The 25,889-nt window shown below is 63.9% G+C and carries 26 protein-coding genes and 1 tRNA gene; 19 read left to right on the top strand and 8 right to left on the bottom strand.

Annotated features, from left to right (window positions below):
• Window positions 1-344: 344 nt before the first annotated feature.
• The 12 genes from ACQY4G_RS02405 (at window position 345) to ACQY4G_RS02350 (ending at window position 15,193) form a co-directional block, all read left to right on the top strand.
• A complete protein-coding gene (locus tag ACQY4G_RS02405; RefSeq protein ID WP_421992814.1) occupies window positions 345-1,247 on the top strand; it encodes an N-acetylmuramic acid 6-phosphate etherase in 903 nt (300 codons plus the stop codon).
• A complete protein-coding gene (locus ACQY4G_RS02400; RefSeq protein ID WP_421992812.1) occupies window positions 1,237-1,962 on the top strand; it encodes a GntR family transcriptional regulator in 726 nt (241 codons plus the stop codon). Before ACQY4G_RS02405 ends, ACQY4G_RS02400 begins: the two co-directional genes overlap by 11 nt.
• The gene (locus ACQY4G_RS02395) at window positions 1,959-3,362 is read left to right on the top strand and encodes an FAD-binding oxidoreductase (RefSeq protein ID WP_421992810.1); all 1,404 of its coding nucleotides are present in this window, start codon (window positions 1,959-1,961) and stop codon (window positions 3,360-3,362) included. The genes ACQY4G_RS02400 and ACQY4G_RS02395 overlap by 4 nt, the downstream gene beginning before the upstream one ends.
• Window positions 3,355-4,554: an anhydro-N-acetylmuramic acid kinase gene (locus ACQY4G_RS02390; RefSeq protein ID WP_421992808.1), complete on the top strand. Its 1,200-nt coding sequence runs from the start codon at window positions 3,355-3,357 to the stop codon at window positions 4,552-4,554. Before ACQY4G_RS02395 ends, ACQY4G_RS02390 begins: the two co-directional genes overlap by 8 nt.
• A gap of 5 nt (window positions 4,555-4,559) precedes the next feature.
• Entirely contained in the window at window positions 4,560-5,504 is a 945-nt protein-coding gene (locus ACQY4G_RS02385; RefSeq protein ID WP_421992806.1) for a BadF/BadG/BcrA/BcrD ATPase family protein, read from the top strand.
• 134 nt (window positions 5,505-5,638) lie between these two features.
• Window positions 5,639-6,538 (top strand): SIS domain-containing protein, encoded by a 900-nt coding sequence (locus ACQY4G_RS02380; RefSeq protein ID WP_421992804.1) that lies wholly within the window; start codon window positions 5,639-5,641, stop codon window positions 6,536-6,538.
• Window positions 6,535-7,677 (top strand): N-acetylglucosamine-6-phosphate deacetylase, encoded by a 1,143-nt coding sequence (gene nagA / locus ACQY4G_RS02375; protein ID WP_421992802.1) that lies wholly within the window; start codon window positions 6,535-6,537, stop codon window positions 7,675-7,677. Before ACQY4G_RS02380 ends, nagA begins: the two co-directional genes overlap by 4 nt.
• Window positions 7,674-8,762 (top strand): hypothetical protein, encoded by a 1,089-nt coding sequence (locus tag ACQY4G_RS02370; RefSeq protein ID WP_421992800.1) that lies wholly within the window; start codon window positions 7,674-7,676, stop codon window positions 8,760-8,762. The genes nagA and ACQY4G_RS02370 overlap by 4 nt, the downstream gene beginning before the upstream one ends.
• Window positions 8,763-8,866: 104 nt before the next feature.
• Window positions 8,867-11,596 (top strand): TonB-dependent receptor plug domain-containing protein, encoded by a 2,730-nt coding sequence (locus tag ACQY4G_RS02365; RefSeq protein WP_421992798.1) that lies wholly within the window; start codon window positions 8,867-8,869, stop codon window positions 11,594-11,596.
• Between the two features lie 101 nt (window positions 11,597-11,697).
• Complete coding sequence (locus ACQY4G_RS02360) at window positions 11,698-13,266, top strand: sodium:solute symporter (protein WP_421992796.1); 1,569 nt, start codon at window positions 11,698-11,700, stop codon at window positions 13,264-13,266.
• Window positions 13,263-14,120, top strand: coding sequence for a protein phosphatase 2C domain-containing protein (locus ACQY4G_RS02355; protein WP_421992794.1), 858 nt, complete (start codon window positions 13,263-13,265; stop codon window positions 14,118-14,120). The genes ACQY4G_RS02360 and ACQY4G_RS02355 overlap by 4 nt, the downstream gene beginning before the upstream one ends.
• A gap of 59 nt (window positions 14,121-14,179) precedes the next feature.
• Window positions 14,180-15,193 carry a beta-N-acetylglucosaminidase domain-containing protein gene (locus ACQY4G_RS02350; protein WP_421992792.1) on the top strand — a complete coding sequence of 338 codons (1,014 nt, stop codon included), beginning with the start codon at window positions 14,180-14,182 and terminating at the stop codon, window positions 15,191-15,193.
• Between the two features lie 276 nt (window positions 15,194-15,469).
• Here ACQY4G_RS02350 and ACQY4G_RS02345 read toward each other — a convergent pair.
• A tRNA-Ser gene (locus ACQY4G_RS02345) sits at window positions 15,470-15,561 on the bottom strand.
• A gap of 218 nt (window positions 15,562-15,779) precedes the next feature.
• On the opposite strand from ACQY4G_RS02345, the gene ACQY4G_RS02340 reads away from it, so the two are divergent.
• From ACQY4G_RS02340 to ACQY4G_RS02320, 5 genes are all read left to right on the top strand, one after another.
• On the top strand, window positions 15,780-16,568 hold the full coding sequence (locus tag ACQY4G_RS02340; RefSeq protein ID WP_421992790.1) for a DUF1134 domain-containing protein: 789 nt from the start codon (window positions 15,780-15,782) through the stop codon (window positions 16,566-16,568).
• A 105-nt stretch (window positions 16,569-16,673) separates the two neighbouring features.
• The gene (locus ACQY4G_RS02335) at window positions 16,674-17,855 is read left to right on the top strand and encodes an aromatic amino acid transaminase (protein ID WP_421992788.1); all 1,182 of its coding nucleotides are present in this window, start codon (window positions 16,674-16,676) and stop codon (window positions 17,853-17,855) included.
• Entirely contained in the window at window positions 17,856-18,395 is a 540-nt protein-coding gene (locus ACQY4G_RS02330) for a GNAT family N-acetyltransferase (RefSeq protein ID WP_421992786.1), read from the top strand. It abuts the gene before it with no gap.
• A gap of 250 nt (window positions 18,396-18,645) precedes the next feature.
• Window positions 18,646-19,428, top strand: a complete 783-nt coding sequence (locus tag ACQY4G_RS02325) for a DUF2189 domain-containing protein (RefSeq protein WP_421992784.1) — start codon at window positions 18,646-18,648, stop codon at window positions 19,426-19,428.
• A 133-nt stretch (window positions 19,429-19,561) separates the two neighbouring features.
• Entirely contained in the window at window positions 19,562-20,074 is a 513-nt protein-coding gene (locus ACQY4G_RS02320) for a hypothetical protein (RefSeq protein WP_421992782.1), read from the top strand.
• Here ACQY4G_RS02320 and ACQY4G_RS02315 read toward each other — a convergent pair.
• Genes ACQY4G_RS02315 through ACQY4G_RS02285 form a run of 7 tightly spaced genes read right to left on the bottom strand, consistent with a single transcriptional unit; the run spans window position 20,059 to window position 24,538 of the window.
• Entirely contained in the window at window positions 20,059-20,631 is a 573-nt protein-coding gene (locus ACQY4G_RS02315) for a sulfite oxidase heme-binding subunit YedZ (protein ID WP_421992780.1), read from the bottom strand. The two genes, ACQY4G_RS02320 and ACQY4G_RS02315, sit on opposite strands and share 16 nt — an antisense overlap.
• 35 nt (window positions 20,632-20,666) lie before the next feature.
• Complete coding sequence (locus ACQY4G_RS02310; RefSeq protein ID WP_421992778.1) at window positions 20,667-21,284, bottom strand: riboflavin synthase; 618 nt, start codon at window positions 21,282-21,284, stop codon at window positions 20,667-20,669.
• 20 nt (window positions 21,285-21,304) lie between these two features.
• Window positions 21,305-22,282 (bottom strand): bifunctional diaminohydroxyphosphoribosylaminopyrimidine deaminase/5-amino-6-(5-phosphoribosylamino)uracil reductase RibD, encoded by a 978-nt coding sequence (gene ribD / locus ACQY4G_RS02305; RefSeq protein ID WP_421992776.1) that lies wholly within the window; start codon window positions 22,280-22,282, stop codon window positions 21,305-21,307.
• Window positions 22,263-22,718 carry a hypothetical protein gene (locus tag ACQY4G_RS02300; protein WP_067693857.1) on the bottom strand — a complete coding sequence of 152 codons (456 nt, stop codon included), beginning with the start codon at window positions 22,716-22,718 and terminating at the stop codon, window positions 22,263-22,265. The genes ribD and ACQY4G_RS02300 overlap by 20 nt, the downstream gene beginning before the upstream one ends.
• Before the next feature lie 43 nt (window positions 22,719-22,761).
• Complete coding sequence (locus tag ACQY4G_RS02295) at window positions 22,762-23,484, bottom strand: M48 family metallopeptidase (RefSeq protein WP_421992774.1); 723 nt, start codon at window positions 23,482-23,484, stop codon at window positions 22,762-22,764.
• Entirely contained in the window at window positions 23,481-23,951 is a 471-nt protein-coding gene (locus ACQY4G_RS02290; RefSeq protein ID WP_421992772.1) for a YcgN family cysteine cluster protein, read from the bottom strand. The genes ACQY4G_RS02295 and ACQY4G_RS02290 overlap by 4 nt, the downstream gene beginning before the upstream one ends.
• Window positions 23,939-24,538, bottom strand: a complete 600-nt coding sequence (locus tag ACQY4G_RS02285; RefSeq protein ID WP_425061708.1) for an SCO family protein — start codon at window positions 24,536-24,538, stop codon at window positions 23,939-23,941. The genes ACQY4G_RS02290 and ACQY4G_RS02285 overlap by 13 nt, the downstream gene beginning before the upstream one ends.
• Window positions 24,539-24,682: 144 nt before the next feature.
• Between ACQY4G_RS02285 and ACQY4G_RS02280 the strand changes: the two genes are divergently transcribed.
• Both ACQY4G_RS02280 and ACQY4G_RS02275 read left to right on the top strand, forming a co-directional pair.
• Window positions 24,683-25,213, top strand: a complete 531-nt coding sequence (locus tag ACQY4G_RS02280) for an ankyrin repeat domain-containing protein (protein WP_421992768.1) — start codon at window positions 24,683-24,685, stop codon at window positions 25,211-25,213.
• 3 nt (window positions 25,214-25,216) lie between these two features.
• The gene (locus tag ACQY4G_RS02275; protein WP_291169301.1) at window positions 25,217-25,876 is read left to right on the top strand and encodes a COQ9 family protein; all 660 of its coding nucleotides are present in this window, start codon (window positions 25,217-25,219) and stop codon (window positions 25,874-25,876) included.
• The last annotated feature ends 13 nt before the right edge of the window (window positions 25,877-25,889 follow it).

Raw genomic sequence — 25,889 nt, 5'->3', positions numbered from 1 at the left:
TGCTCTCGCTATTTTCCGTCCTCTGCGCGGCAATCCTCGCCCAAGCGCATCCGTTCACCGTGATCCCGGTTGGCCGCCATCCTGCTGTCCTCGATCTCGTTCGCGTCCCGCATGACGCACCCAGGGTATTGCATTCCAAAGCGCCTTATCACCGTCGAAAATGCGCGCTCCCAGGCAAAGGCGGTCCGCTGTCTTGGCTACCTTTCGCCATCAATACCGACTAGGATGAAGAGGTCTTACACGTCCGGCGGCTGGAAATGCCACTCGCCGCCGAGACGAGACATTCGATAAAACCAATATAATACAGGTATTGCCTCTCGGTCGGATTGCGCTAAGGTGGCGCTGTGACAAACAACACCGACATTCGTGACGCTTTGCAACGCGACGCAGCTGCCAGCGTCTCCGCTATGCTCGAAGGGCAAGTCGAAGCGGCGAGAACGACTCTTGCCTTGGCGCCGCTCATCGAACGCGCTGGCGCCGAATCGGCGGAGCGTTTGCGAGGTGGAGGTCGTATTGTATTGGTAGGCGCGGGCACGTCGGGACGGATCGCCGTCCAGGACGGGGTCGAACTGGCACCCACCTATGGCTGGCCCATGGACCGCATGGTCTTTCTGCTCGCAGGCGGACGGGGAGCTCTCATGGAAAGCGCAGAAGCCGCCGAGGACGATGCCGGTCTCGCCGAGGAAGAAATCGCACGCCATGCCATCGCGCCGAACGATGTCGTAATCGGCGTGGCGGCCAGCGGGAGCACGCCTTACACCTGCGCAGCGATCAAACGAGCACGGGCAGCCGGTGCGCTGACCATCGGCATTGCCAATCGAGCGGACACGCCGCTGCTCGAACTGGCCGAAATCGCTTTGTGCGCGGAGACGGGTGCGGAATTCGTCGCGGGCTCGACGCGGATGAAGGCCGGAACGGCGCAGAAGATCGTCCTCAATACGCTTTCTACCGCGATCATGATCGCACTGGGGCGGACGCATGATGGATTGATGACGCATATGTCCGTCTCGAACGAGAAGCTCCGCCGGCGCGCAGTCGATATCATCTCGACCATATCGGGCGCTCCGGCCGACCGCAGCCGGAAAGCGCTGGAGGCGGCGTGCAACGAACTGCCGGTCGCAATCCTGGTGGCTGCGGGGTATGATCGCGAAGAAGCGAAGCGGCGGTTGGTCGAAGCGGATAACAGCGTCGGTCGGGCGCTTTCGCGACGTCCGTCGCATATGGCAGGAGTGCCCGATGACGCTTGACCTGGCCCCGGGCCGGACCCGTTCCACCCCGCTCTATCTGCAGATCGCAGCGAATCTCAAGCAGCACATCATCGCGGGCGAGTGGGGGGTCGGCGAGGCTCTCCCGTCCGAACGCGAACTTTGTGCCCTGACCGATGCGTCGCGAGTCACGGTTCGCAAAGCGATCGAGGAGTTGATCTCTGAAGGATTGCTCGTTCGCCGGCAGGGGTCGGGGACTTTCGTCAACCGCTTGATCGAGGCCAAGAACGACGCCCTGGGCAGCTTCAGCGACGAAGCGGTCGCCCGCGGCGGTACTGCCGGCACGATCTGGATCATGCGGACGATCGCTCGCCCGACTGAAGACGAGGCGGGGATACTGAAGGTCGGCGCGGACAGCGAAGTGGTCCGCTTGGGCCGCGTGCGGCTGCTCGACGGCGAACCGCTGGCGATCGAGCATGCTGTAGTGCCTAAACCTTTCCTGCCGCCGATCGACGACCTCGGGGAATCGCTCTACAAGGCTTTGGAAACGTTTGGAAACCGTCCAGTCGGCGGGACTCAGTCCATCCATGCTTCGCTGGCGACCCCGACCGAGGCGGGATTGCTGTCGATCGAAGAGCAGAGCGCGGTGCTGCGCATCGAACGGGTGACGCGCAATGCAAAGGAAGAGGTCGTCGAGCTGACCCGTTCGGTCTATCGCGGGGACCGCTACAAATTCGTGTCGGACCTGCACCGGTGACCGGCTTGTCGGCCAGTGAGGCAGATGCCGGAAAGCTTCCCCAAGCGCTGCCGGACATCGACTGGCTCGATACGGACGAGATCCGCCTGCGCCAGACCAGCTACTGGGATGCCTCCTCGCTCACCGCGCGGGCGCTAGCCAGGCCCACCACGACGGAGGAAGTCTCCAACGTTCTGCGCATTGCATCGTCGACAGGGCAGCCCGTTTTCACGCATGGTGGCCGAACGACATGCGTGGATGCCGTCAGGACAGACGCAGGCGACATAATCTTGTCGCTCGAACGGATGAACCGCATCCTCGAGATCGATCCGGTCGAGGGCATTGCGGTCGTCGAGGCGGGGGTGGTGCTCCAGGCGCTGCAGGAAGCGGTCGCACAAGCGGGCATGTTCCTGCCGCTCGATCTCGGTGCGCGCGGAACGTGTACCATCGGCGGCAACGTTGCGACCAATGCGGGCGGCGTGAATGTGCTGCGGTACGGCATGATGCGCAATCTCGTCCTCGGGATGGAGGCCGTCCTGCCGACAGGCGAGGTGATCTCGTCGATGAACCGCATGCTCAAGAACAATTCGGGCTTCGACCTGAAGCAGCTTTTCATCGGCACGGAAGGGCTTCTTGGTGTGGTGACAAAGGTCGTCCTTCGCCTCGAACCGGATGTCGGCGCTCGCGACGTGGCCATGCTCGCGCTCGATGATTTCGATGCGGTGCTCAAGCTGCAGGCCGATACCAAACGGACTCTGGCTGCACGGCTACTGTCGTTCGAGGTGATGTGGGGCGCATATTACGATGCGGTCACGGCGGATGGCGGCCACCGCCCGCCCTTGCCGCGCGAAGCGCCCTTCTACGTCCTCGTCGAAACCGTCGCGGCTGAGGCGGGCGGCGGCGAGACATTGCTGTCCCTGCTCGAACGCAACCTCGAAGGTGGCATTATTGCCGATGGCGTCGTGGCCGGATCCGAGCGCGAACGGTCGGATTTCTGGAGAGTGCGCGACGACTTCGAGCGCATCCTCGCCGAACCGCCTGTCTATCTTTACGACGTCAGCCTCCCGCTCCGGTCGATGGAAGCCTATGTCGGCGAAGTGGAGAAGGCGTTTCGGGATGCTTTCCCCGATGGGGCGCTCCACGTCTTCGGTCACATCTGCGACGGCAACCTTCACCTGTTCCTTGCGCCAGGCACGGCTGGAAGCGACAGGCCCGACATGCGCCGGACTGCGGACGAGGCGGTCTATACCGCTCTGTCACGCTTCGAAGGTGCGATTTCGGCCGAACACGGGATTGGCCGTGAAAAGAAAGAGTGGTTGCCGATTTCGCGAAGCCCTGAGGAAATCGCCTTGATGCGCACGCTCAAGCGCACGCTCGATCCCGCCAACATCCTCAATCGCGGACTCGTCTTCGATGTTTGATGACATAAAAAAGCTGGCGGCGGTCGCAGCAAAGGAGGAGCGTCATATCATCGGCCTGATGAGCGGGACGTCGCTCGACGGCCTCGACATCGCGCTGTGCCGGGTGGCGGGCTCGGGCGATGCGACCCGCTTGACGCTTGAGGATTTCACCACCGTCCCGTATGCCGCCGCCTTCCGCGAACGGGTGGCGGAAGTGTTCGCACGGCGAACGATCGATCTCGAGCGGCTTTGCCAGCTCAACCCTTTCGTGGCCCATGTGCATGCGGATATGATCCTGAAAACGCTGGACGAATGGCGTCGCCCGGCCGACAGCATCGACCTGATCGCCAGCCACGGGCAGACTGTCTACCATGCCCCGGGAATGCCGGGTAAGGGCTCGCCCGATGGCAATGCGACGCTTCAGCTGGGCGATGGCGATCACATCGCGCACCGCACCGGCATCATCACCGTGCACGATTTTCGGCAGAAGCAAATCGCGGCGGGCGGCGAGGGTGCGCCGCTGGCCGCTTATGGCGACCATTTGCTGTTCGGAGACGAGGAGGCGGACCGCGTCCTGCTCAACATCGGTGGTATCGCCAATCTGACTTTCGTCTCCAGCGCGAAAAACGGTCGCCGTTCGTCCTGTTCCGACATCGGGCCGGGGAATACGGTGATGGACCAACTGGTCCAGCGCCATTCGCCTCTCATGCGATTCGACGTTGACGGGACCATGGCCGGATGCGGATCGGTGTTGCCCGAACTGCTCGACGCGCTGCTGTCCCACCCATTCTTTTCGCAACCCCCACCCAAAACGACCGGGCCCGAAACCTTCAATCTCGCCTGGCTCGACGAAGCGATAGCACGCACGGGCTGCGGGCAGCCGCGCATCGAAGACCTGCTCGCCACCCTCAGCCAGTGTTCGGCCCGTTCGATCGCCATGGCGATCGAGGCACTGAAAATCGCCCCCGATGCATGGGTCTATGTAAGCGGCGGCGGAGCGCGGAATCCCACACTCATGGCGAATATCCGGCGCGAGCTTGCTGGCGGGCACAGGGTTGTCACGACCGATGATCTCGGCATCGATCCGGATGCCAAAGAGGCGGTCCTTTTTGCGGTTCTCGCCAATGAGACAATCGCGGGACAGCGCATGGAATCTGGCCGGATCGCCGGCATGCCGGCCGTGTCGATGGGCAAGATCAGCTTGCCGGGATAGGTGAGATGGAAAGCAATCCGAAGCACGAAACCGATCCAGGCGAAGTCCGATTCTGGCTTGGCATCGATGCGGGGGGCACCAAGAGCCGCGGCAGTCTTGTCGATGGCGAGGGGCGGGAAATCGCTCGCGTTATCGCCGGACCGGGCAATCTTCGTATCGGCGTGGAGGCGGTCGAACAGCTGACGCTCGGGATCGCGCAGGAGGCGTTGGACCAGGCAGGGCTTTCCGGAGACGCGGTTGGGACGATCGGTCTGGGCCTTGGCCTCGCCGGGCTTTCGCGGGCGAGCCAGTCGCGCCAGCTGGCGGCCCATAATTGGCCCTTCGCCGAAGTCGCCATCGCCTCCGACGCCGCGATTGCAAACCTGGGTGCGCATGGCGGAGAGGATGGTGCGATCCTGATCGTCGGCACCGGATCGATTGCCTATTTGCGGGTGGAGGGGCGTGTCGACACGATGGGTGGATACGGCTTTCCGATCTCGGATGAAGCCAGCGGTGCCGCTCTGGGTCTGAGCGCGGTCCGTCACGCCCTGCGCGCGCTTGATGGGCGCACGCAGTCCACGCCGCTGAGCGATGCGGTGACGGGCCGGTTCGACGACAACACGGAAGCGGTAATCGAATGGATGGCCGCGGCCACACCCGGAGACTACGCGACTATGGCGCCGCTGGTGATCTCTTATGCGGAACAGGGCGACTATATCGCCCGGTCGATCGTCATCGAAGCGGTGCGGCACATCGAACGCTTCATCGAAACCATCTTCGAAAAGGGCGCGCCGCGGTGCTCGCTTATGGGCGGGCTGGCACCGCATTTGCGACCATGGCTGAGGGCTCGAACGAGCGACATGCTGGTCGAGCCGCTCGGTGATGCGGTGAGCGGAGCCCTGATGCTCGCCGGAGTTCCCAAGGACCGGATGCAGTTCGCCGTGGCGGAAGCTGACAGGGCAAGCACATGATCGGGGAGACGCAAACGCGGATGGCCATCGAGGCAGCCGAAGCACCCGATCGCATCGCGCTGCAGGCTGCCTCGCTAGCGGAGCCACTTGCGGATTTGGCTGCGAAATGGTCGGCCTCGCCGCCCCACGCGATCGTGACCTGCGCGCGCGGAAGTTCAGATCACGCGGCGCTCTACGGGAAATATGCCCTGGAAATCGCCACCGGGCTGCCGGTTGCGTCTCTGGGGCCTTCGGTCGTCTCGGTGCATGAGACCCCGTTGCGGCTGGATGGGATGCTCTACATTACCGTTTCGCAATCGGGGCAGAGCCCGGATCTCCTGCGCTGTGCCGAAGCGGCGCGAGCAGGGGGCGCGCTGGTGGTCGCAATCGTCAACGATTCCGCATCGCCGCTTGCCGGTGCGGCCGACATCGTGCTCGATATGCAGGCCGGTCCCGAACATGCGGTGGCAGCGACGAAATCCTTTCTCTGTACACTGACGACCATTGCACGCCTCATCGCCGCCATTACCGATTCCCCGGCTACCGATGCGGCTGTGGATCGCCTGCCCGACCAGTTGCGGTCCGGATCGAACGATCCTTGGCCTTCGGAGATCGTGGATCGGTACGTCGATGCCGGTCGCGCATTCGTCATCGGGCGTGGGCCCGGCCTGGGTGTGGCCGCAGAGCTGGCGTTGAAGGCGAAGGAAGTGGCGGGCCTTCATGCGGAAGCGTTCAGCGCTGCCGAGGTTCAACATGGTCCCAAGGCCGCGATCGGGCCGGATTCTCCGGTGATCCTGCTCGGTACCGAGGATGCGGCCAAGGTCAGTGTGGAGGAGGCCGCCCGAACAGTGAGCGGGCTCGGCGCTCCAACTTTTGGAAGTCTCGTCGCGGTCTCAGGCATCGTCGATCTGCCGACTGTACGAACAGGCCACCCACTCACGCAACCGATCGTGCAGGCCGGCGCCTTCTATGGTTTCATCGAGAAGCTTTCGCGTCGTCGCGGGCTCGATCCCGACAATCCACCATCGCTGCGCAAGGTAACAAAGACGCTATGACCACCCTGAGCGGCGCGCAGATCCTGCTACCATCGGGAGATTGGTGCGAGGGTGCCGTCACTCTCGAAGAGGGCAGGATCGAGACGGTGGAAGCCGGGCCCGCATTGCCCCGTCGACCGGACACTCGGGAGCTGGATGGCGGCTACCTCGTGCCCGGCTTGTTCGATATCCAGGTCAACGGCGGCGGCGGTGTGCTATTCAATGATGCCCCAACGCTCGAAACCCTGCGCACAATGTCCGAAGCGCATAGGGCATTCGGCACCTGCGCCATGCTTCCGACTTTGATTTCGGACGACATCGAGAAGGTGCGGGTCGCGATTGCCGCGGTCGAGCGAGCAATGGCCGAGGGCGTGCCGGGCATTGTCGGCATCCACCTCGAAGGACCGATGCTTAATCCGGCCAAGCGCGGCATCCACGATGCTCGCCATTTCCGTACCTTCGATGCCGAAACGCTGGAGCTGTTTTCCTCCATGCAAGGAGGAAGGACGTTGATTACGCTTGCTCCTGAGGCGGTCGAACGCGACCACATACGCGAACTGGCACGGCGCGGGATCAGGGTGGCGCTGGGCCACTCCCTTGCCGGATACGACGAGGCCCGCATCGCCGAAGCCGATGGAGTGACCGGCTATACCCATCTCTTCAACGCCATGACCGGAATCGAATCGCGCAAGCCGGGCGCGGTCGTCGCGGCACTCGAAGGCCAGGCCTGGTGCGGACTCATAGTGGACGGACATCATGTCGACCCGGCCGTCCTGCGTCTCGCGATCCGCGCCAAGGCCGACCAGCGGTTCTGCCTTGTGACCGATGCCATGCCCGTTGCCGGCACTGACCTCGAGGAATTCGTCCTGGGCGGACGTCGCATAGTGATCCAGGATGGCGCATGCCGGGGGGAAGACGGGACGCTGGCAGGATCGGCGTTGACGATGATCGGCGCTGTTCACCGTGCCACCGAAAGTCTCGGGATCGATCTCGCGAGCGCACTACGCTTCGCTTCTATGGAGCCAGCCCGTTTCATGGGACTGGAGGGCGAACTGGGGACGGTGGAAGCGGGGCGTCGGGCGAACCTACTGCATCTCGATGGCGACCTGCGGGTGCAGCGAAGCTGGATCGATGGCGACATGGTCGAAGTGCCGGCGTGAGCGGGACATCCCGGCGCCTGTTGTCGGTCGATGCCCTGCGCGGCTTCGACATGCTCGTCATCATCGGTCTCGATGCGCTGGTCCATGCCATGGCGCGCGTCTGGCCCGTTCCACCTTTAGCCTGGCTTTCCAACCAGTTCACGCATGCCGAATGGGCCGGGGTCCATGCCTACGACCTCGTCTTTCCCCTGTTCATCTTCCTGTCGGGTGTCTCGCTGGCGATCGTCGACGCCCGCCCCTCCTCGGCAGCGATGTCGCGCCGCCGGCGCTTGGCATGGGCGGCGCGCCGCATGCTTATCCTCGTCCTCCTCGGCATCGTCTACAATTTCGGCGGGGACTGGTCTTGGGACCGGTTGCGCTTCCCGAGCGTGCTCGGGCTGATCGGCGTGAGCTATTTCATCGCTGCAGCCACGCTGATCCTGTTAAGGGGATGGAAGGCGCGCATCGGCGTCGGGCTGGCCATTGCCGGGACCGTCGCAGCCCTGCATCTCGTCTACCCCGTTCCGGAACATGGTGCTGGTCTGTTGACGGCCGAAGGAAGCGTTAACGGTTATCTCGACCGGCTGCTCCTGCCCGGACGCCTCCATGCTGGGAGCTACGATCCGGAAGGTTTGCTGGGAATGTTATCGGCTGCGACTATCGCGTTGGCCGGTGCGGGAGCTGGCGCAGTGATGGTCTCGGGCCACCGCTACAGCGGTCCGGCAGCCATGGGATTGGCGGGGTTGGTCAATCTTGCGACCGGTATTGCGATAGGCGCCGTCTATCCCCCAATCAAAGCAATCTGGACCGTCAGCTTCGATCTGATCGCGATCGGCTGTTGCCTCTTCCTGCTTGCCGCGGCCCGACGACTGTTCGATGGGGAAGGGACAAATGCGATGGTCCGGCGCTTGGGCGAGGTGCCCGCTCCCATCGGTGCAAATGCAATCCTAGCCTACATGCTGGCGCGCTTCCTGATCTACCCGCTGTACCCACCGCTAGCTACACTTTCGCCCTTGTGGGAAGTGGCTGGATTGTGCGCGCTTATCGTCATCCAGTGGACACTGCTTCGCTGGCTTTTCGCCAGGGGCTGGAGCCTCAGGGTTTGACGAGCGACGGGCGGCGAAAATCGCGCGATCACGGCAAGCCGCTTGCCAAGAGGTCGTAAAGTGGTAATATATAGGTTCACAAGCAAAGCTATCGGGAGGACCAAGTGAAGACATCCGCAAGACTTTTCGCCGGCACCATGCTCGCAGGTGCCGTAGCCGCCTTCCCCGCGGTGGCCTTTGCACAGGATTCCGATCCCGAAAGCGAATCCGGAGCCAGTGAGCCCGGCAATGCCATCGTGGTGACCGGATCGCGAATTCAGCGGACCGAACTGACGGCAACAAGCCCGGTTTCTTCCTTCGACGAGGAACAGATCGAACTCGATAGGGCGGTCACTATCGAAGATATCAGTGCCCGGATCCCGCAGTTTGCCGGAGGGGTCAACGCCACCCAGACTGGTAGCGACGGGCGTGGCGCGCAGACACTCGACCTACGTAACTTAGGGCAGAACCGGACGCTTGTACTGCTCAATGGTACTAGAATGGTTCCTTTTAGTTTCCGGAATGCAGTTGACGTCAATAGCATCCCGGCACCGCTTCTCAAGCAGGTCGATGTCCTTACCGGCGGTGCAGCGGCGGTCTACGGTGCCGATGCGGTCGCGGGCGTGGTTAACTTCATCGTCGATACCGCCTTCGAGGGCGTCCGTGTCGGCGGCAGTTGGGAGGGCGCCGACGATCTCCAGACCTACAACACCAATCTCACGCTCGGTGCCAGCCTCGGCGACAGGGGTGGCATCGTCTTTTATGCCGATTACACCGATCGCGGCGAATTGCTGGTGGGCGATCGGGATTTCCTCGCTGACAACACCACTTCGACCTTGGCCGGCGCCGGAGGCAATTTCACCGACGTCGCGAGTGGCAATTTCTTCGCTTTCGACGAGAGCGGGACATTGCGAACGACCCGCCAGACTTCGGATTTCTCCGACCTCTACCCGGCGGTGCAGCCGCTAGAGCGTATCAACGTGTCGACGTTCTTCGACTACGAGATCGCGCCCTTCGCCGAGATCTATGGCCGGGCGATGTACACGAAGGTCGACACGGTGGGCGCCGGCCGCGCGGGCAACAATCCGGTCACGGTCAACGAAACCGTGTTCATCGACGAGACCAACCCATTCCTGACCGACGACATCCGCTCGCGGCTGACGTTCGTCAACGGCCAGGCGGAAGTGGCGGTCGAACGGACGCTGGGAGAACTCGGCATCCTGACGGCGGCCACCGAGCGAACGACCACGCAGTACCAGGTCGGCCTGCGCGGCCCGCTGGCCGATTGGCTACGCTACGATGCCTATGTCCAGCACGGCCGCGTGGAAGAGGAAACGGTAACCTCGGGCGACGCACTCAGGGTCGACGGTTCGGGCAACAGCCGCTTTGCCGCCATCGTCAACAGCGTCGATATCTTCGGCCCCGGTGCGGACCTGGCAGGTTTCGGATCGAATTTCGTTCAGGAAATCCGCGACCGCAAACAGACCGTCGCAGCCTTCAGCATCTCCGGCGACAGCTCGCCCCTGTTCTCCTTGCCGGCCGGCCCGATCCGCTTCGCCGTCGGCTACGAATACCGCGATGAATCGCTCGAAACGGGGGACGAGGCCGCGCTGGTCAACGGCCTGACCTATCGCGGAAGCACGGGTGGCGTGATCGTAGGCGGTTTCGATGCGAACGAGGTCTACGCCGAAGTGCTCGTCCCCGTGCTCGCGGACAAGCCATTCTTCCAGGAGCTTACGTTGGAAGGGGCGATCCGCTTTTCCGATTTTTCGAACGCCGACGTCGGCAACACCGATAAGCTCGGCTTCTCCTGGCAGGTCGACGACAACATCCGCTTTCGCGGAACGCGCCAGACGGTCGTTCGGGCGCCCAACATCGGCGAGTTCGCAGCGCCGGTCTTCTCGATCCCGTTCTCGCTGCTCCGCACCGTTCCGCGATTGCAACCCCGCTACCTCGGCGATCCATGCGTGATCGGTACCGGCGATCAGGCGCAGTGCGACCGTTTCGGGGCGCCGCCGCAAGGTTCCTATGACAGCCTCGATCCCGCCAATCTCACGGGTCAGTACTTCTTCGGCGGCAATCCCGATATCGGTCCGGAGAATGGTACGACCTACACGCTCGGGGCGATCATCACACCGCAATTCGCACGCGGGCTCGAGATCATCGTCGATTACTACGACATCCGGATCACCGATGCGGTGGGGCAAATCCAGCCCGTCGACGCGCTACAGAGCTGCTATGTCGACAATCCCGTGGCGGACAACCCGATCTGTCAGGCCATCTCTCGCGACCCGACGACGGGCTTCATCGACGATGCCTTGGTAAACGATCGCAATCTGGGGGTTATCGAGCAGTCGGGCGTCGATATCGACGTCAATTACAGTATCGATCTGTCCTCGACCGGCTTCGTCACCGGGCTTAGGCTCGGTTACCAGGGTACGATCGTTACCGACTATACGATCCAACGCAATCCGGTGCTCGATCCGGTGGACTGCAAGGGAACCTTCGGTTTTGCCTGCTCGTCCGACGCGGTCAGCCTGGTCCAGCCCGACTACCGCCACCGCGTCGCAGCGACATTCGATGCCGACATGGGGATGCTGCAGTTCGTGTGGCGCCGGATCGGCGAGGTGGAAAACGCGTCCGACCGAACCGAAAAGATCGGCGCCGTCGACTATTTCGACATCAATGCCCAGTTCGACACCGGCATCTACGACATGAAGATCAATGTCGGTGTGCGGAACCTGTTCGACAAGGAGCCGCCTCAGCCCGCATCGCCGGGAGCGTTCGGCACCTATCCGGGAACCTATGACATCGTCGGGCGGACTTTCGGGGCTTCGGCCAGTATCACCTTCTGATCGCGGAGCTTGACGACCGGTTGGTTTCCCTTCCAACCGGTCGTTGCCTTCGGCGTCGGAGGGAACCGGGCCGAGCGCCCAAGAACTAGGGTGCGCACTCCATGTCCATGACATCAGGTTTCGCTGCGATCGATTGGCTGGTGGTCGCAGTCTACCTCGTCGGGAATGCGGCGCTGGGCTGGTATCTTTCGCGGCGGGGCGCGCGATCGGCCAAGGAATACTTCCTGGCCGACGGACAGATGCCGGGCTGGTTGATCGCCTTTTCCGTGCTCGCGACCACGCAGTCGGCGGCGACGTTCCTCGGCGGTCCCGACTTCGGATATCGGTCGGACTATACCTATCTCGCGGGATCGTTCGGCGCGGTGCTGGCGAGCGTCGCGGTGGCGAGTATTCTGCTTCCGCGATTCTATGCCCAGAACGTCACCACGGTTTATGAATTGCTCGAGCGGCGCTACGGCGTGCTGGCCTTGCGCAGTGCCGCCGCCATGTATCTTGTCGGCCGTATTTTCGCCAATGGCGCGCGCCTGTTCATGGCCGCGCTCGCCGTGGCCATGATCCTGTTCATGCGCGCCGATTTCGCGGCCATCGCGCTGGCCACCGCGATCATTGTCCTGCTGGGACTGGCATTGACGCTGGTCGGCGGATTGCGATCGGTCATCGCGAGCGACGGCGTGCAGTTCGCCGTCTACGTCGGGACGGCCGTGGTGGTCCTCTACGTTTTGTACATGCAGCTCGGTCTCGAGTTCGAGCAAGTGCTCGCGGCGCTCGATTCCCCGCCATCGGGAGACAGCAAGCTGACTGTCTTCGACTTTTCGTTCACGCTCGACGACCCGTTCACCATTCCAGCGGCGCTGACCGGTGTGGTGCTGCTCAACATCGGCAACTTCGGCCTCGACCAGGATACGACCCAGCGCCTTCTTGCTGCAAAGAGCTCGCGACATGCGGGTCGTGCGCTGTTCTGGTCGACCATCGGCGCGCTGCCCATCATCTTCATCTTCCTGAGCATCGGGCAATTGCTCCATCTGTTCTACGACCGCGGGGATTTGACCGGCATTCCCGTCACCGGTGAGGATCTCGACAGCGTGACGATCTTCATGCGTTACATTCTGACCGAACTTCCCGACGGGCTGAAAGGCCTGTGCGGCGCGGCGATCGTGGCCGCGGCGGTCTCCACGCTGACCTCGGGCCTCAGTTCGATGACCTCGGTGGTGGTCACCGATTTCTACAAGCCCTGGGCGGGACCGATGTCGGAAGAACGAACCGTGTTCGTCGGGCGGATCGCGATGGTCGTGATCGCCGTCGTCCTGGGCCTGATGGCGCTGGTCTGTTTCTTCTGGCAACGTCAGTCCGACCTGCCCCTCCTCGAATTCGCCCTGCAGGTGATGGTGTTCGCCTATGCCGGCCTGCTCGGCGTGTTTGCCGCGGCCGTATTCACGGGACGAGGAAGCGAGGCCTCGATCATCTGGGCGTTGGTCGTGGGCTTCTTTGCGATGGTCCTTGGCGAAGCGGGCATCGGTGGCGCGATCGGGGTCCCCGACAGCGTGACGTCGCTCGCCTTCTCCTGGAAACTGCTCGCGGGCTCTGCGCTGTCATTCCTCGTTGCCATCAGCGTGCGTGCACCCATCTCCGCGAGCAAACCCCGGCATCCCGAGCCCATGATGACACGATGATCCACGCGCTGAGCGAGGGAAGGTCCGCTCTCGGTAACGAGGATCGGTTCGGATACGCAGCAGGCGCGGCCTGGGTGCTCGATGGCGCCACCGATATCTCGCGGGCGCAGCTTGAGGGGCGAACAGCTGCCTGGTGGCTGGTTGAAGCCTATCAGGCGGAATTGCAGAATCGGTGTCCATTCGGTGTTTCGGAAATAGCCCGGACATTCTTGGCGAGCCTCTCCAGCGGGGTCCGCGACCGGTTGGAGGCGAGATTCCCCGCTGCGCCCGCTCCGGTCCGCAAAGCGCTCGAGCAAGCGTCCGCGGCGCTCAGCCTGGTCCGCAAGACGACTGACGGCTGGTCGGTGCTTTGCTTGGCGGATTGCCCGGTCCTCTACCGCAATCCCGCAAACGGGCGCGTGCAGGCAATAGTCGATCCCGGCTTCGTTCGGTTCGAGCAACGGTCGCTCGATGCCTTGCAGGATGCGCGGGCCCGTGCGCCCGATGCAGATTACGATCGGTTGCTCGAAATGATCCGTCCGGTGCTCGAACAAAACCGTCAGGTGATGAATCTCGAGGAAGGCTATGCCGTGGGAGGCATCCGTCCTCCGCACCAGGCTCTCGTGAGCGAGCGCGATCTGCCCGCAGGAGTGACGGCCTTTGCCATCATGAGCGACGGATTTTCGCGCTGGTACGATCTCTTCCGCCTGGGAACCGCGGAAGATCTATTCGTCCGGATAGAGAAAAGCGATCTCGGTGAGGTCCTCACCGAGCTACGCCAGGCCGAGCGCCGGGATCCACTTGGCAAGCTGTTCCCACGTTTCAAACAGCATGACGATGCCACCTGCCTCTACGTCCAGGCGGCCGATCTGTGACGCAATCTTGGCGTACACCCCTATGGCTCATCGAGGCCTTTTACGGGACGCCTTGGCCCATGGCGGCGCGGCTGGCAAACTATCGACTGATCGGGCGGTGGGGGTACGAAGGCGCAATCTATGCGCCAAAGTCGGACCGGAGTTTGCGGAGCGAGTGGCAACGCGACTTCACGCGCGAAGAGAGCTCGCAACTCGAGGAAATGGCGGCGACGGCCCGCGAATCCGGTCTGGAGTTCGGAGTCGGACTGAGCCCACTGCAGATATGGAAGGACTGGTCGCGGGAAAACCGGGCTAGGCTCCGCTCGAAGCTTATCAGCTTGCATGATCGCGGATGCCGTGTGCTGAGCCTCCTGTTCGACGACATGCGTGGCGACCTCCCGCAACTCGCCAGCTTCCAGGGAGAGATCGTCGCATTCGTCCGCGATCATTGGCCCGGACACCGCGTGATCGTTTGCCCGACCTACTATTCGGACGATCCCATTTTGGCTTCGATCTTCGGCGAACCGCCAACCTGCTACCTGGAAGAACTATCCCATCGTATCGCACCCGACATCGATATCTTCTGGACGGGACCGAAAGTCGTCAGCGACGCGATCGGATTGGATCAAATACGCGAGGTGACGTCGCGCATGGGAAGGCGGCCGTTCCTGTGGGACAACTATCCCGTCAACGATGGTGCTCGGACGAGCCGCTATCTTTTCCTGAAAGGAGTGCAGGGGCGGGGTCCCCTGATGTCCGGGCAGCTGGCTGGTTACGCTGCGAATCCGATGGTGCAGCCGCACCTTTCGCAGATACCTCTGCACGCGCTTGGCGGGCTGGCCCGCGACCCGGTCAATCATTGCGCCGACGCTGCATTCGAAGATTCGGTCCGCGCATGCGTTTCCGGCCGGGCGGCGGGTGCGATACTCGCGTATGTCGATGATTTTTGTGAACGTGGGCTCGATCTCCTTTCCGAGAGGGAAAAGGAGCCGATCGCCGATGCCTTCCGCAAGATCGGTGGGCCACATGCAAGCGAACTGGTCGCCTGGTTGGCGAATGAATATGAATTCGATCCCGATTGCTTGACCGGTTGATCGGGACCTACCGTCATCGCCCGCGCTCCAAGGCACGCAAGACCTGCAAGAGTCCTCGATGGATCGACTGATCTTTCGCATCGGTCCGATCCGGTGAAGTCCTATGCTGACCTGACAGCCCAACTATTCTGGAGCAGTCTAGCTTAGGCGCGCCCATGCTCGCTAGGTCGGGAAGCGGCTCCTGGGAGCGTGCGACAATCCGCTGCGTCTGTCGGGGGAACACATCTGGGAATATCTGCAGATGCTGCCCAAACGCATTCCTGGAACAAAGGAAAATGGCGGAGACGGAGGGATTCGAACCCTCGATACCCGTTACCAGGTATGGCTCCTTAGCAGGGAGCTGGTTTCAGCCACTCACCCACGTCTCCGCTGACGCATCTTGGCTGCGAGGGGCGCGCTATAGCCATGGCCCCGCGTGCCTTCAAGGGGAGTTTTTGCAACGGTTCCTGTGCGCATAACGCCGCCCGGCGACTCGCTTCGCCGCGTTTTCGATTCGGTTCATCGCCGTTTCATTGCCGCGGCGCTCAAAGGGGATTCTTCTCGTGGCGCAGCTGTCTGCGCATGCGCCGCCGACACGGAGGGATCGATGATGAAGTTCACACGCAAACTGCCGCAATTCGGCTTCGCACTCGCCGCATTCGGCATGATGGCCGGCCCGCTTGCGGCGCAGGTCGAGACGATCGACCCCGATACCGCCATCGACGGCGATCTGGTCGAACAGCCTGGCGACCAGCCGGTCTATGGCGAGCCGGAGGAGGCCACTACCTATACCGCCGAACCCGACGCGGCGGCGCCCGCCGACGCCTATCCAGACCAGCCGCAATGGTCCGAACAGGCGGCGGAGGATGCGGCGAGCGAAGCGGTCGATACCGCCGCTGTCGACGATCCGGACACGACCTATCGCGAGGACGACCTGATCGGTGCGGCCGAGGGCGTCTTCGGCAAGGGCGCCGAGGGCGTCGCCAAGATGGTCCGCAAGCTGCTGGCCGAACAGGGTGAACCCAACGCCTATATCGTCGGTCGCGAGGCGGGCGGCGCGTTCATCGTCGGTGCGCGTTACGGATCGGGCACGCTTTACCACAAGGTCGAGGGCGAGCGTCCGGTATACTGGACCGGGCCGTCGGTCGGTTTCGATGCCGGAGCGAATGCGGGCAGCACCTTCGTGCTGGTCTACAACCTCTACGATAGCGAGGAACTCTACGAGCGCTATCCATCGGGCGAAGGCCAAGCCTATGTCATCGGAGGCGTCACCGCGAGCTATCTGCGCAAGGGCGACGTCGTGCTGATCCCCATCCGCATGGGCGCAGGGCTCAGGCTCGGTATCAATGCCGGTTACATGAAGTTTTCCAAGAAGCAGCGCTGGCTGCCGTTCTAACTCGAAAGGAGCGCTTCGGGTCGCACAACCAGAATTCCGGATGGCTCCAGGGCCGCGACAGGATTTCCTGTTGCGGCCCTTTCCATATCCGGCGATGAGGCGGGCATGCTTGACCAACTCGAAGCCCAGTCCCCCGACGCGCTGCTCGCGCTTATCAAGATGCACGCACAGGACCCGCGCGAGGACAAGATCGACCTCGGCGTAGGCGTATATCGCACCAATGACGGCGCGACGCCGGTCTTCCGCGCGATCAAGGCTGCCGAACAGCGGTTGGTCGATGCCCAGGAGTCCAAGAGCTACCTCGGCCCCGAAGGCGACACCGGCTTCGTCGACGCGCTCAAGCCCTATATCTTCGGCAAGGATGCCGCGATGGGGGGGCGGCTCGAAGGCATGCAGACGCCCGGTGGTACCGGCGCGGTTCGGCTTGCCGTCGCGCTGGCCAAGTCCGCCGGTGTAACCCGCATCCACCTCGGCGTGCCGAGCTGGCCCAACCACGCGCAGATCCTGCAGGACGTGGGGGTCGAAACCAGCACGTTCGACCATGCGAAGGACGACGGCACCGCCGATGTCGATGCATTGCTCGCTGCGATCGGCAATGCGCGCGAAACCGATGCCGTGCTGCTGCATGGCTGCTGCCACAACCCGACCGGGGTCGATTACACCGATGAACAGTGGGATCGGATCGCCGATGCCCTTGTCGACAAGGGCATCCTGCCGATCCTCGACGTGGCTTATCATGGGCTGGGGCACGGCCTCGAAGAAGACGTGGCTGGAGTGCGCAAGGTGCTCGCCAAGGTGCCCGAGGCGCTGGTGGCCTATAGCTGCGACAAGAACTTCGGTCTCTACCGCGACCGTGTGGGGGCCTTCTACATGGTCGCGAAGGACGCTGCGGACCTGCCGGCGATCGCGTCCAATGCCAATGCGCTGGCGCGGGCCAACTGGTCGATGCCGCCCGACCACGGCGGGGCCGCCGTCCGCATCGTCCTGCGCGACGAGGACCTGACCAGGCAATGGCTCGACGAGCTGGGCGAAATGCGGGCGCGCATGCGCCGTGTGCGCGAACGGCTGGCGGCGGCGGACAACGAGGCACCCGGCCTGAACCTTGCCGCCCTGGGCGGGCAGAACGGGCTCTTCGCAATGCTGCCGCTGTCCAAGGATCAGATCGCCAGGCTGCGCGAGGACCATGGCATCTACATGGCCGGGTCGGGCCGCATCAACGTGGCGGGCTTGCACGCCGGCAATACCGAGAAGTTCATCGCCGCGCTGGCCGACGTCACGAGCGGATAGGTGGACCGGCAGCCGACTCTGGAGACCGAGCGGCTGATACTGCGCCCGCTCACCGAGGATGATCGCGAGGCGTTGTACGAAGTCGCGTCCGATCCTGCCGTGTGGGAACAGCACCCGATCCACGACCGCTGGCGGCGCGAGGTGTTCGATGCCTTCTTCGATGATGCGCTGGCGAGCGGCGGCGCCCTGGCGGTGGTCGACCGGCGCGACGATGGTATCCTCGGCTCCACCCGCTATGACCGCTACGACCCGGACGAGGGCGGGGTGGTCGAAATCGGCTGGACCTTCCTCGCGCCCCGTTGCTGGGGCAAGGGCATCAATCCCGAAATGAAGCGCGCCATGCTGGCCCATGCCTTCGAGCACGTCGCACTGGTCGAGTTCCGCGTCGGCGACACCAATTACCGCTCGCGCAATGCGCTGGAGGCGATCGGCGCAGAGCGCACGACCCGCTACGAACTGGAGAAATACCAGGGCAAGCGCGTCGTCCACCTGGTCTACGAGATTACGCGAGATAGCTTTGCCCACGGCCCGCTCATGTGATGTTGGACCGGTGTAGGACTGCCCGAGGACAGTACAGCGACATGGACCGCATGGACCACGGTCCAGAGCTAAAAACCGCGGTTGGGTGAGCGAGGCCGCAGCGGTTCTCATTGCTGACTGGAAAGACACTCGCGCCATCGCGGTTCGTCAAGCAAATCCCGGGCAAGTAGGAAAGTCGCTGCGATCCCACCCCTTGCGGTGCGCGCCGGCCTGCGGCAGCAATGGTTTCCGAGAGGATAGGGAGAGAGCGATGGCACAGGCGCATATCGATGCCGGACCGCAAAAGCCGGCAGTCGCCGACGATCTGGCAGCGACAGACCTGATACAGAGCCTTGCGAAAGGGTGGGCGGATTTTCGTGCCCATCCCCGGTTCGGATTTTTCTTCGGCGCGATCTACGTGGTGGCTGGATGGGCGCTATCCTATGCGCTGGCGGGATCGGCCGGTACCGCATGGCTGATCGTGGCGGCAGCGGGCTTTCCACTCGTCGCGCCGTTTACCGCGGTCGGTCTCTACGAAGTCAGCCGCCGCCGCGAGGCGGGTCTGCCGCTCGGCTGGCGACCGGTACTGGGTGCCTTGCGCGGCCGCGGCGACGACCAGTTGCTGATGATGGGCGGCATCATCTTTGTCGCTTTCTCCTTCTGGATGATCCTCGCTCACGGGATCTTTGCCATCTTCCTCGCCGAATCGGGGGTGGGAAGCCACTCGCTCGAGATCTTCCTTACGTCCGCGGGCCTCGCGATGTTGCTGGTGGGCGGCATCATCGGCGGGCTCCTGGCGCTGGCTTTCTTCGCGGTAATCGTGATCAGCCTGCCGATGCTGGTAGACCGGGACACCGACTTCATTTCGGCGATCATCGCCAGCCTTGCCGCGATGCGCGCCAATCGCGGCGTGTTGCTGCTCTGGGCGGGCTTGGTCGCGATCGCATTGTTCGTGGCGATGATCCCGGCATTTCTCGGACTGCTGGTCGTGCTGCCGGTTTTGGGACATGCCACGTGGCATCTCTATCGTCGCACTGTCGCTCCCGAAGACTAGCGCGGCGCTTCCCGCCGCACGTCTCAAGCGAAATTGCGGTGGCAACCGAGCGAGGAGGCCCGGCGTCGAAATCGCTTTCCATCCGCCAATGACCTGCTAATGCGAACGCTTATCAAAAAGAGGATCCATTTCTATGCGTAAGCTGGTACTTGCCGCCGCCCTTTCGGGCACCATGCTCACTCTCTCGGCCTGCTCGGGCGGAACCGAAGACGCCACCGAAGCGAGTGAGGCTGCCGGTCCTGCCGATACCGGATCCGCTGACGCTGCAGCCACCGACGGCGCCGTGCTCGATGCCAGCACCGCGACTGCCGAAGAGCTTGCCGCTGTCGAAGGCGTGAGCGAAGAGCTTGCGGCAGCCATCGTTGCCGGACAGCCCTACGGCAGCGTCACCGACCTCAACGCCAAGCTGCTCGAAACGCTTGACGCCGAACAGGCCGCCGCTGTGCTGGAGGGCGTCTTCGTGCCGGTGAACCTCAACACGGCGAGCAAGGAAGAACTCCGCCTCATCCCCGGCATGACCGAGAAGATGGAGCACGAGTTCGAGGAATACCGCCCCTATGCCGACATGGGTGACTTCGACCGCGAGATCGGCAAATATGTCGACGAAGCCGAAGTCGCCCGGTTCAAGAACTACGTCACTCTCTGACGGCGCTGCAGGTAAACCCTGACGATCTCGATCGCGGCCAGGACCCCTGCGTGGATCCAGGCCGTGGTCGGATCGAAGGCCGACCATACCCAGTGCAGGAAGGTCAGGATAGCCGCCGGATAGACGAGGCGGTGCAGTTTCTTCCAGGACCGCCTCAGCCGTCGCACCGACACATCGTTCGAGGTGATCGCCAGCGGCAGGAAGAGCGCGAGCGCGATCCAGCCCACGAAAATGTAAGGTGTCGACAACTCGGCAAGGATCAGGTCGGGCGAGGCCTTGCGTATCACATAGATCAGCGTGTGCCCCGCGGCATAGGCGAAGCTGGCGACGCCAAGATCGCGGCGGCGCCGCATGAGCCAGCCGGTCCACCGCTGGCGGCGGAACATCAGCCGCAGCGGCGTGACCGCCATCGTCGCCATCAGCAGCCAGGCCGCCCAGTCGCCGCTATCGCCGATCGCATGACCATAGCCATAGGCGTCGGGTGTCATGGCCCAGCGCCAGCCGATCCACAGCCCCGGCAGGGCAAGTATGAGCCACAGCAGCGGGCGGGAGTTCACGAGGATTTTCGGCACCGCGCGCCCCGGGCTTCCTGTCAGGCGGCGAGGCTTTGCATTCGCCTGAGATAGCGTGCGAGCACGTCGATTTCGAGATTGACCGCATCGCCCTCGGACAAATCGCCCAAGGTGGTCACCTCGCCCGTATGCGGGATGATGTTGAGTGCGAAGCGCACATCGCCATTGGGCTCGTCACTTACATCGTTGACCGTCAGCGATACGCCATCGACGGTGATCGAGCCTTTTTCCGCGACAAAGGGGGCGATGTCCTCGCCCGCGAGGATTTCGAGCCGGGTCGATCCGCCGATATCCTCGGCCAAGGCCACGCGGCCGACCGCATCGACATGCCCGGTGACGAGATGCCCGCCGAGCTCGTCGCCCAGCCGCAGCGCGGGCTCGAGGTTGAGCCTGCGATCCTTGCGCCACTGGTCCTGTGCGGTGCGGCTCACGGTCTCGCCCGACACATCGACCGCAAACCAGGCATCGCCTTCCTCCCCGCCCCTCTCGACCACGGTCAGGCACACGCCCGAACAGGCGATCGAGGCGCCGATGTCGATTCCGGCCGGATCCCAGGGACAGGCGATGACGACGCGCAGATCGCCCTTGTTCTCGATACTGGCAATGGTGCCGATGGCAGTAACGATCCCGGTGAACATGCGTGCTCCTGGCTAACCCTCTATTTCTCGCGCAGGCGGCTGTAGGCTTCGAAACTGTCGCTGCCAAGCTGGCGACGCTCGGCAAGGGCCCAGCGGTCATGCGCATCGGCGAGGACTGCGAGGCCGATATCGCCCACAGCCCCGCGTCCGCCACCGATAACGATCGGCGCGCGATAGATTTCGAGCCGGTCGACGAGATCGGCGGCGAGGAAGCTGGCGGCAATGTTCGCGCCCGCCTCGACATAGAGATAGAGCGCCTCGAGCGCCGCGATCTGCTCGGGCGTGTTGATGACCTTCACCCCGTCGGGCGGGACGCCGCGAGTCAGCACCACGCGCTGCGGGCTGGATGCTTCCAGCCCGGGCAGGCGGACATCGAGCTTCGGTTTGTCCGCACGCCACGTTCCGCCACCAACCACGATGGCATCGGCCATCGCGCGGCGCGAATGGACATGCGCGCGCGCTGCCCCGCCGGTGATCCATTGGCTTTCGCCGCTGCTCGTGGCGATGCACCCGTCGAGCGACATGGCGATCTTCATCGTCACATGGGGCCGCTGGGACCGGGCACGGGTCAGATATCCCGCCAGGCTCGCCTCGGCAGCGGGCGAGGGGAGTAGATCGGCGTCGATTCCCGCTTCGCGCAGGCGGGCCATGCCATCGCCTGCCGTTCTTGGATCGGGATCTTCGACGCCCGCGACGACCCGAGCGACGCCTGCCTCGACCAGCAGGGTGCTGCATGCCGGGCCGCGTGCCGAGCGGTGGGCGCAGGGCTCCAGCGTGACATAGGCGGTCGCGCCGCGTGCCCTCTCACCTGCCTGCGCCAGGGCCACCGCCTCGGCGTGTGGTCGCCCCCCGGGCGCAGTCCAGCCGCGACCGACCACGATACCATCCTTGACCAGGATGCAGCCTACGCCCGGATTGGGATAGCTCGACGGGCGCGTGCGCGTGGCCAGACGCGCCGCCGCTTCCAGCCAGCGCGCGTCAGTCGCCGGTGCCGTCAACCGCCGAGCCCGCCCGGTAAAGTTCGCGCTGCCGGGCTTCTGCCTCGGCCTCTTCGCGCGCACGGTCGATCGCCGCCTGCCGCTCCATCGCCTCGACATCGAGCCCGGTCGCCCGGCCGAGCGCCTTGTAGGCCTCGATCTTGCGCTGCTGCAATTCCGCCGCTTCCGCCTCGCGCGCTTCCTTGCGCCGCTGGTTCTCGATGTTCGAGCGGCGGATTTCTTCGTCGCTGCGCCCTTCGGCGAAGGTGGTGATATAGGTCACTTCGGGCGCATCTGGCGGGCGGAAATGCGATTCCTGCGACAGCACGGCCAGCGAGGTGAGGGGGATTGCGAAAGACACTGCCAGCAGCGGCCAGCGATAGGGCCGCGGTTCGCGGATATAATCCCACAGATCGGCAAACCCCGCCTTGGCATTGAAACGTGTCTTGAAGCGCATGGCCCACAAGATAGGGGCTTTCGATGAACCGCGCCAGTATCGCTTACCCGAATGCGGCGTAGAGCTCGCGGCCATGGCGGCTCAGCCAGCCATTGGCCTGCTCGATATCGTCCTCGTAGAGCCGTTCGAGCAGCGCGTGGAAGGCAGGCGAGTGATCGAAATGAACCAGATGCGCGACTTCGTGCGCGACGACCGAACGACGGACGGGGTCCGGCGCCTGGACCAGCCGCCAATTGAGGCGCAACACGCCTTCCGAGGAGCAGCTGCCCCAGCGGCGCCGCGCCCGGGTCAGCCTGACCTCGGCGGGTTCGATCTCGCCGCGCGCGCAATACCCGGCCGCATCGTCGGCGAACAGCCGCAGCGCCTCGCCCTCGAGCCAGCGTTGCAGCCGCTTGCCGAGCGTATGTTGCGGCCCGCCGAGCGACAGTGCTCCGCCCGACAAGGAAGGCTTGCGCGGTGCGTCCTCGCGCCAGTCCACGGAGATCGGGGCCCCGCGATACAACACTTTGCCCTCGCGCACCGGATCGCGCCGCTCGGGCACCTTGGCGAGTTCGGCGGCCAGCCATTCGCGGCGCGCATGGGCGAAGGCGATCGCCTCGACGCTGCGGCACCAATGCGGCAGGGTGATGCGCACCGCGCTGCCATCGGGCGCCATCCGCAAGGTCAGGCGCTTGGCGCGGCGGTTGCGGGTCAGCTCGATCGGTAGCTCGCGTCCGTCCAGCTCGATCACCGGCTCCAGCGCTTCGCGGCGGAGCCAGTCGATCATGCCGCCGCCTCCTCGTCGTCATATTCCCCGTCGCCCCAGTCGACGACATGGTGTTCGAGCGGCCCTGCCTCGTCCTCGCCGATCACCCGGCCCGCGACCGATACTCCGGCGCGCACCACACCCTCGCGGTCGCCGGTCAGCAGGTAATGCCAGTGAGGGAGCGGCTGGTTGTCCGCCCGCCTGCGATAGGCGCAGGTCGACGGCAGCCAGGTGACGTCGTCGACGATCTTGAGCGTCAGACGCAGGCAATCGGGCACGAAGGCCTTGCGGTGCGCGTAATCGGTGCAGCGCGCGGTCTGCGTGTCGAGCAGTTTGCACGCGACATTGGTATGCTCGATCTCGCCGGTGTCTTCATACTCGACCTTGTGCAGGCAGCAGCGGCCGCATCCGTCGCACAGCGCTTCCCATTCGTCCTGATTCAGGTCGGCCAGCGGCCGTTCCCAGAAGCGGTCCCTCAGCGCACCCATTTTTCCAGTTCCGCAGCAACCGCTACAGGCCCCTCGTCGGTCGGAAGCATGGCCAGCGGATTACCGTCCGGACCGAACAGATAAGTGATGTTGGTGTGCCCGACGAGGTAACCGCCCGCCTCGTTGGGCTCCTCGATAGTATAGGCCGCGGCGAAGGCATCGGTGACCGTATCGATCTGTTCCTTGGTGCCGGTCATACCGATCAGGCGCGGGTGGAAATTGTCGGTGAATTCGGCGAGCACGTCGGGCGTGTCGCGCGCCGGATCGACGCTGATGAAAAGGGGCTGGATCTGCGCGCCGAGCTCCGGGTTGTCCTGCTCAAACGCTTTCAGCCCCGCCATCGCGCGCTGGGTATCGACCGGGCACACGTCGGGGCAGTAGGTATAGCCGAAATAGAGCGTGCGGTACTGCCCGTCGAAATCGCTCCAGCTTACCGGCGTGCCGTCTTCACCGGTCAAGGTGAATTCGTCCCCGATCGCGGCGCCGGCGAGCGGGGGTTCGGGTGGCGGCGCGCTCTCGCAAGCAGACAGCAGGGCAAGGGCGGCGATAGGGGGGGCGATCTTGCGTAGCATGGTCTGACGGTTCATGGTCTGCTAAGCGCCGCTCCGCAAGGGCGTGTCGGTCTATGATGTGCGGATAATAGGGGCTTTCAGACGGTGAAGCGTTTCGCGAAATTTTCTCTTCTCTTCACGCTTGCAGGAGCGATTGTCGCGACTCCGCTGCAGGCGCAGATGCAGCGCGACGGATATCAGTTCCTCGAGGCGGTAAAAAAGCGTCAGGGCGACGAGGTCACCCAATTCCTTTCCGAGCCGGGTAGCATTCTCGTCAACACGCGCGACGTCACCAGCGGCGAGACCGCGCTGCATATCGTGACGCAGAGGCGCGATGCGGTGTGGATGCGCTTCCTTCTCGCCAAGGGTGCCAATCCCGACATTGCGGACAAGAACGGTACGACACCGCTCCAGCTTGCCGCGCAACTCGGTTTCGTCGAAGGGGTCGAAATCCTGGCGGAGCGCGGAGCAAAGGTCGACGTGCCCAACAGCACCGGCGAAACGCCGCTGATTTCCGCCGTGCATCGGCGCGACGGGGGGCTCGTCCGTCTCTTGATCGAGAAGGGTGCCAGCGCCGACCGCGCCGACAATTCGGGCCGGACCGCGCGCGATTACGCAACCTTGATGGGCGCGCGCTCCGACATGCTCGAGGAGATCGAGCGGGCTGAGGCCCAGCGCGGCGAGCAGACCGAAGCCTACGGGCCGAACTGAGCGATGGATGTCGAAGACCTGACGCTCGATGAGCTGCGGCTCGCGCTTGCCCCCGGCATTGCCGAGGCAGCCGTATTCGACGGCTGGAGCCATGCCGCGCTCGACATGGCCGCCGATCAGCTCGGCGCCGATCGCGACGTTGCGCGCCTGGCCTTCAAGGACGAAGGCGCGATGGGCATGATCTGCGCCTGGATCGAAACCATCGACCGGCAGATGGCGCTCGACCTTCCGGCGGAAAAGCTCGCCGAAATGAAGATTCGCGAGCGTATCCGCAGCCTAATCCAGTACCGGCTCGATGCGGTCGTTGGGCTTGAGGAGGCGCTGCGCCGCGCGCTCGCGATTATGGCCATGCCGCAGAATGCAGCGCGCGCGCTCAAGACCGGCTGGCACAGCGCCGATGTGATGTGGCGGCTCGCGGGCGATACGGCGACCGATTACAACCACTATACCAAGCGCGCGATCCTCGCCTCGATCTATGGCGCGACGCTTGCGGTCTTCGTCGAGGACGAGAGCGAGGACAAGGCGGATACGAAAGCCTTTCTCGATCGCCGGATCGACGGCGTGATGAAGTTCGAAAAGGCCAAGGCCAAGTGGCTGAATTCCGAGCGCGAGAGTTTCAGCGTCTCGCGCTTCCTTGGAAGACTGCGCTACCCGGCGCGATAGCCCGCTATTGATA

This window comes from Qipengyuania sp., from assembly GCF_965277845.1.
Classification (GTDB): domain Bacteria; phylum Pseudomonadota; class Alphaproteobacteria; order Sphingomonadales; family Sphingomonadaceae; genus Qipengyuania.
The sequence above is the reverse complement of the archived record's forward strand: the minus strand, read 5'-3'. Positions and strand labels throughout refer to the sequence as shown.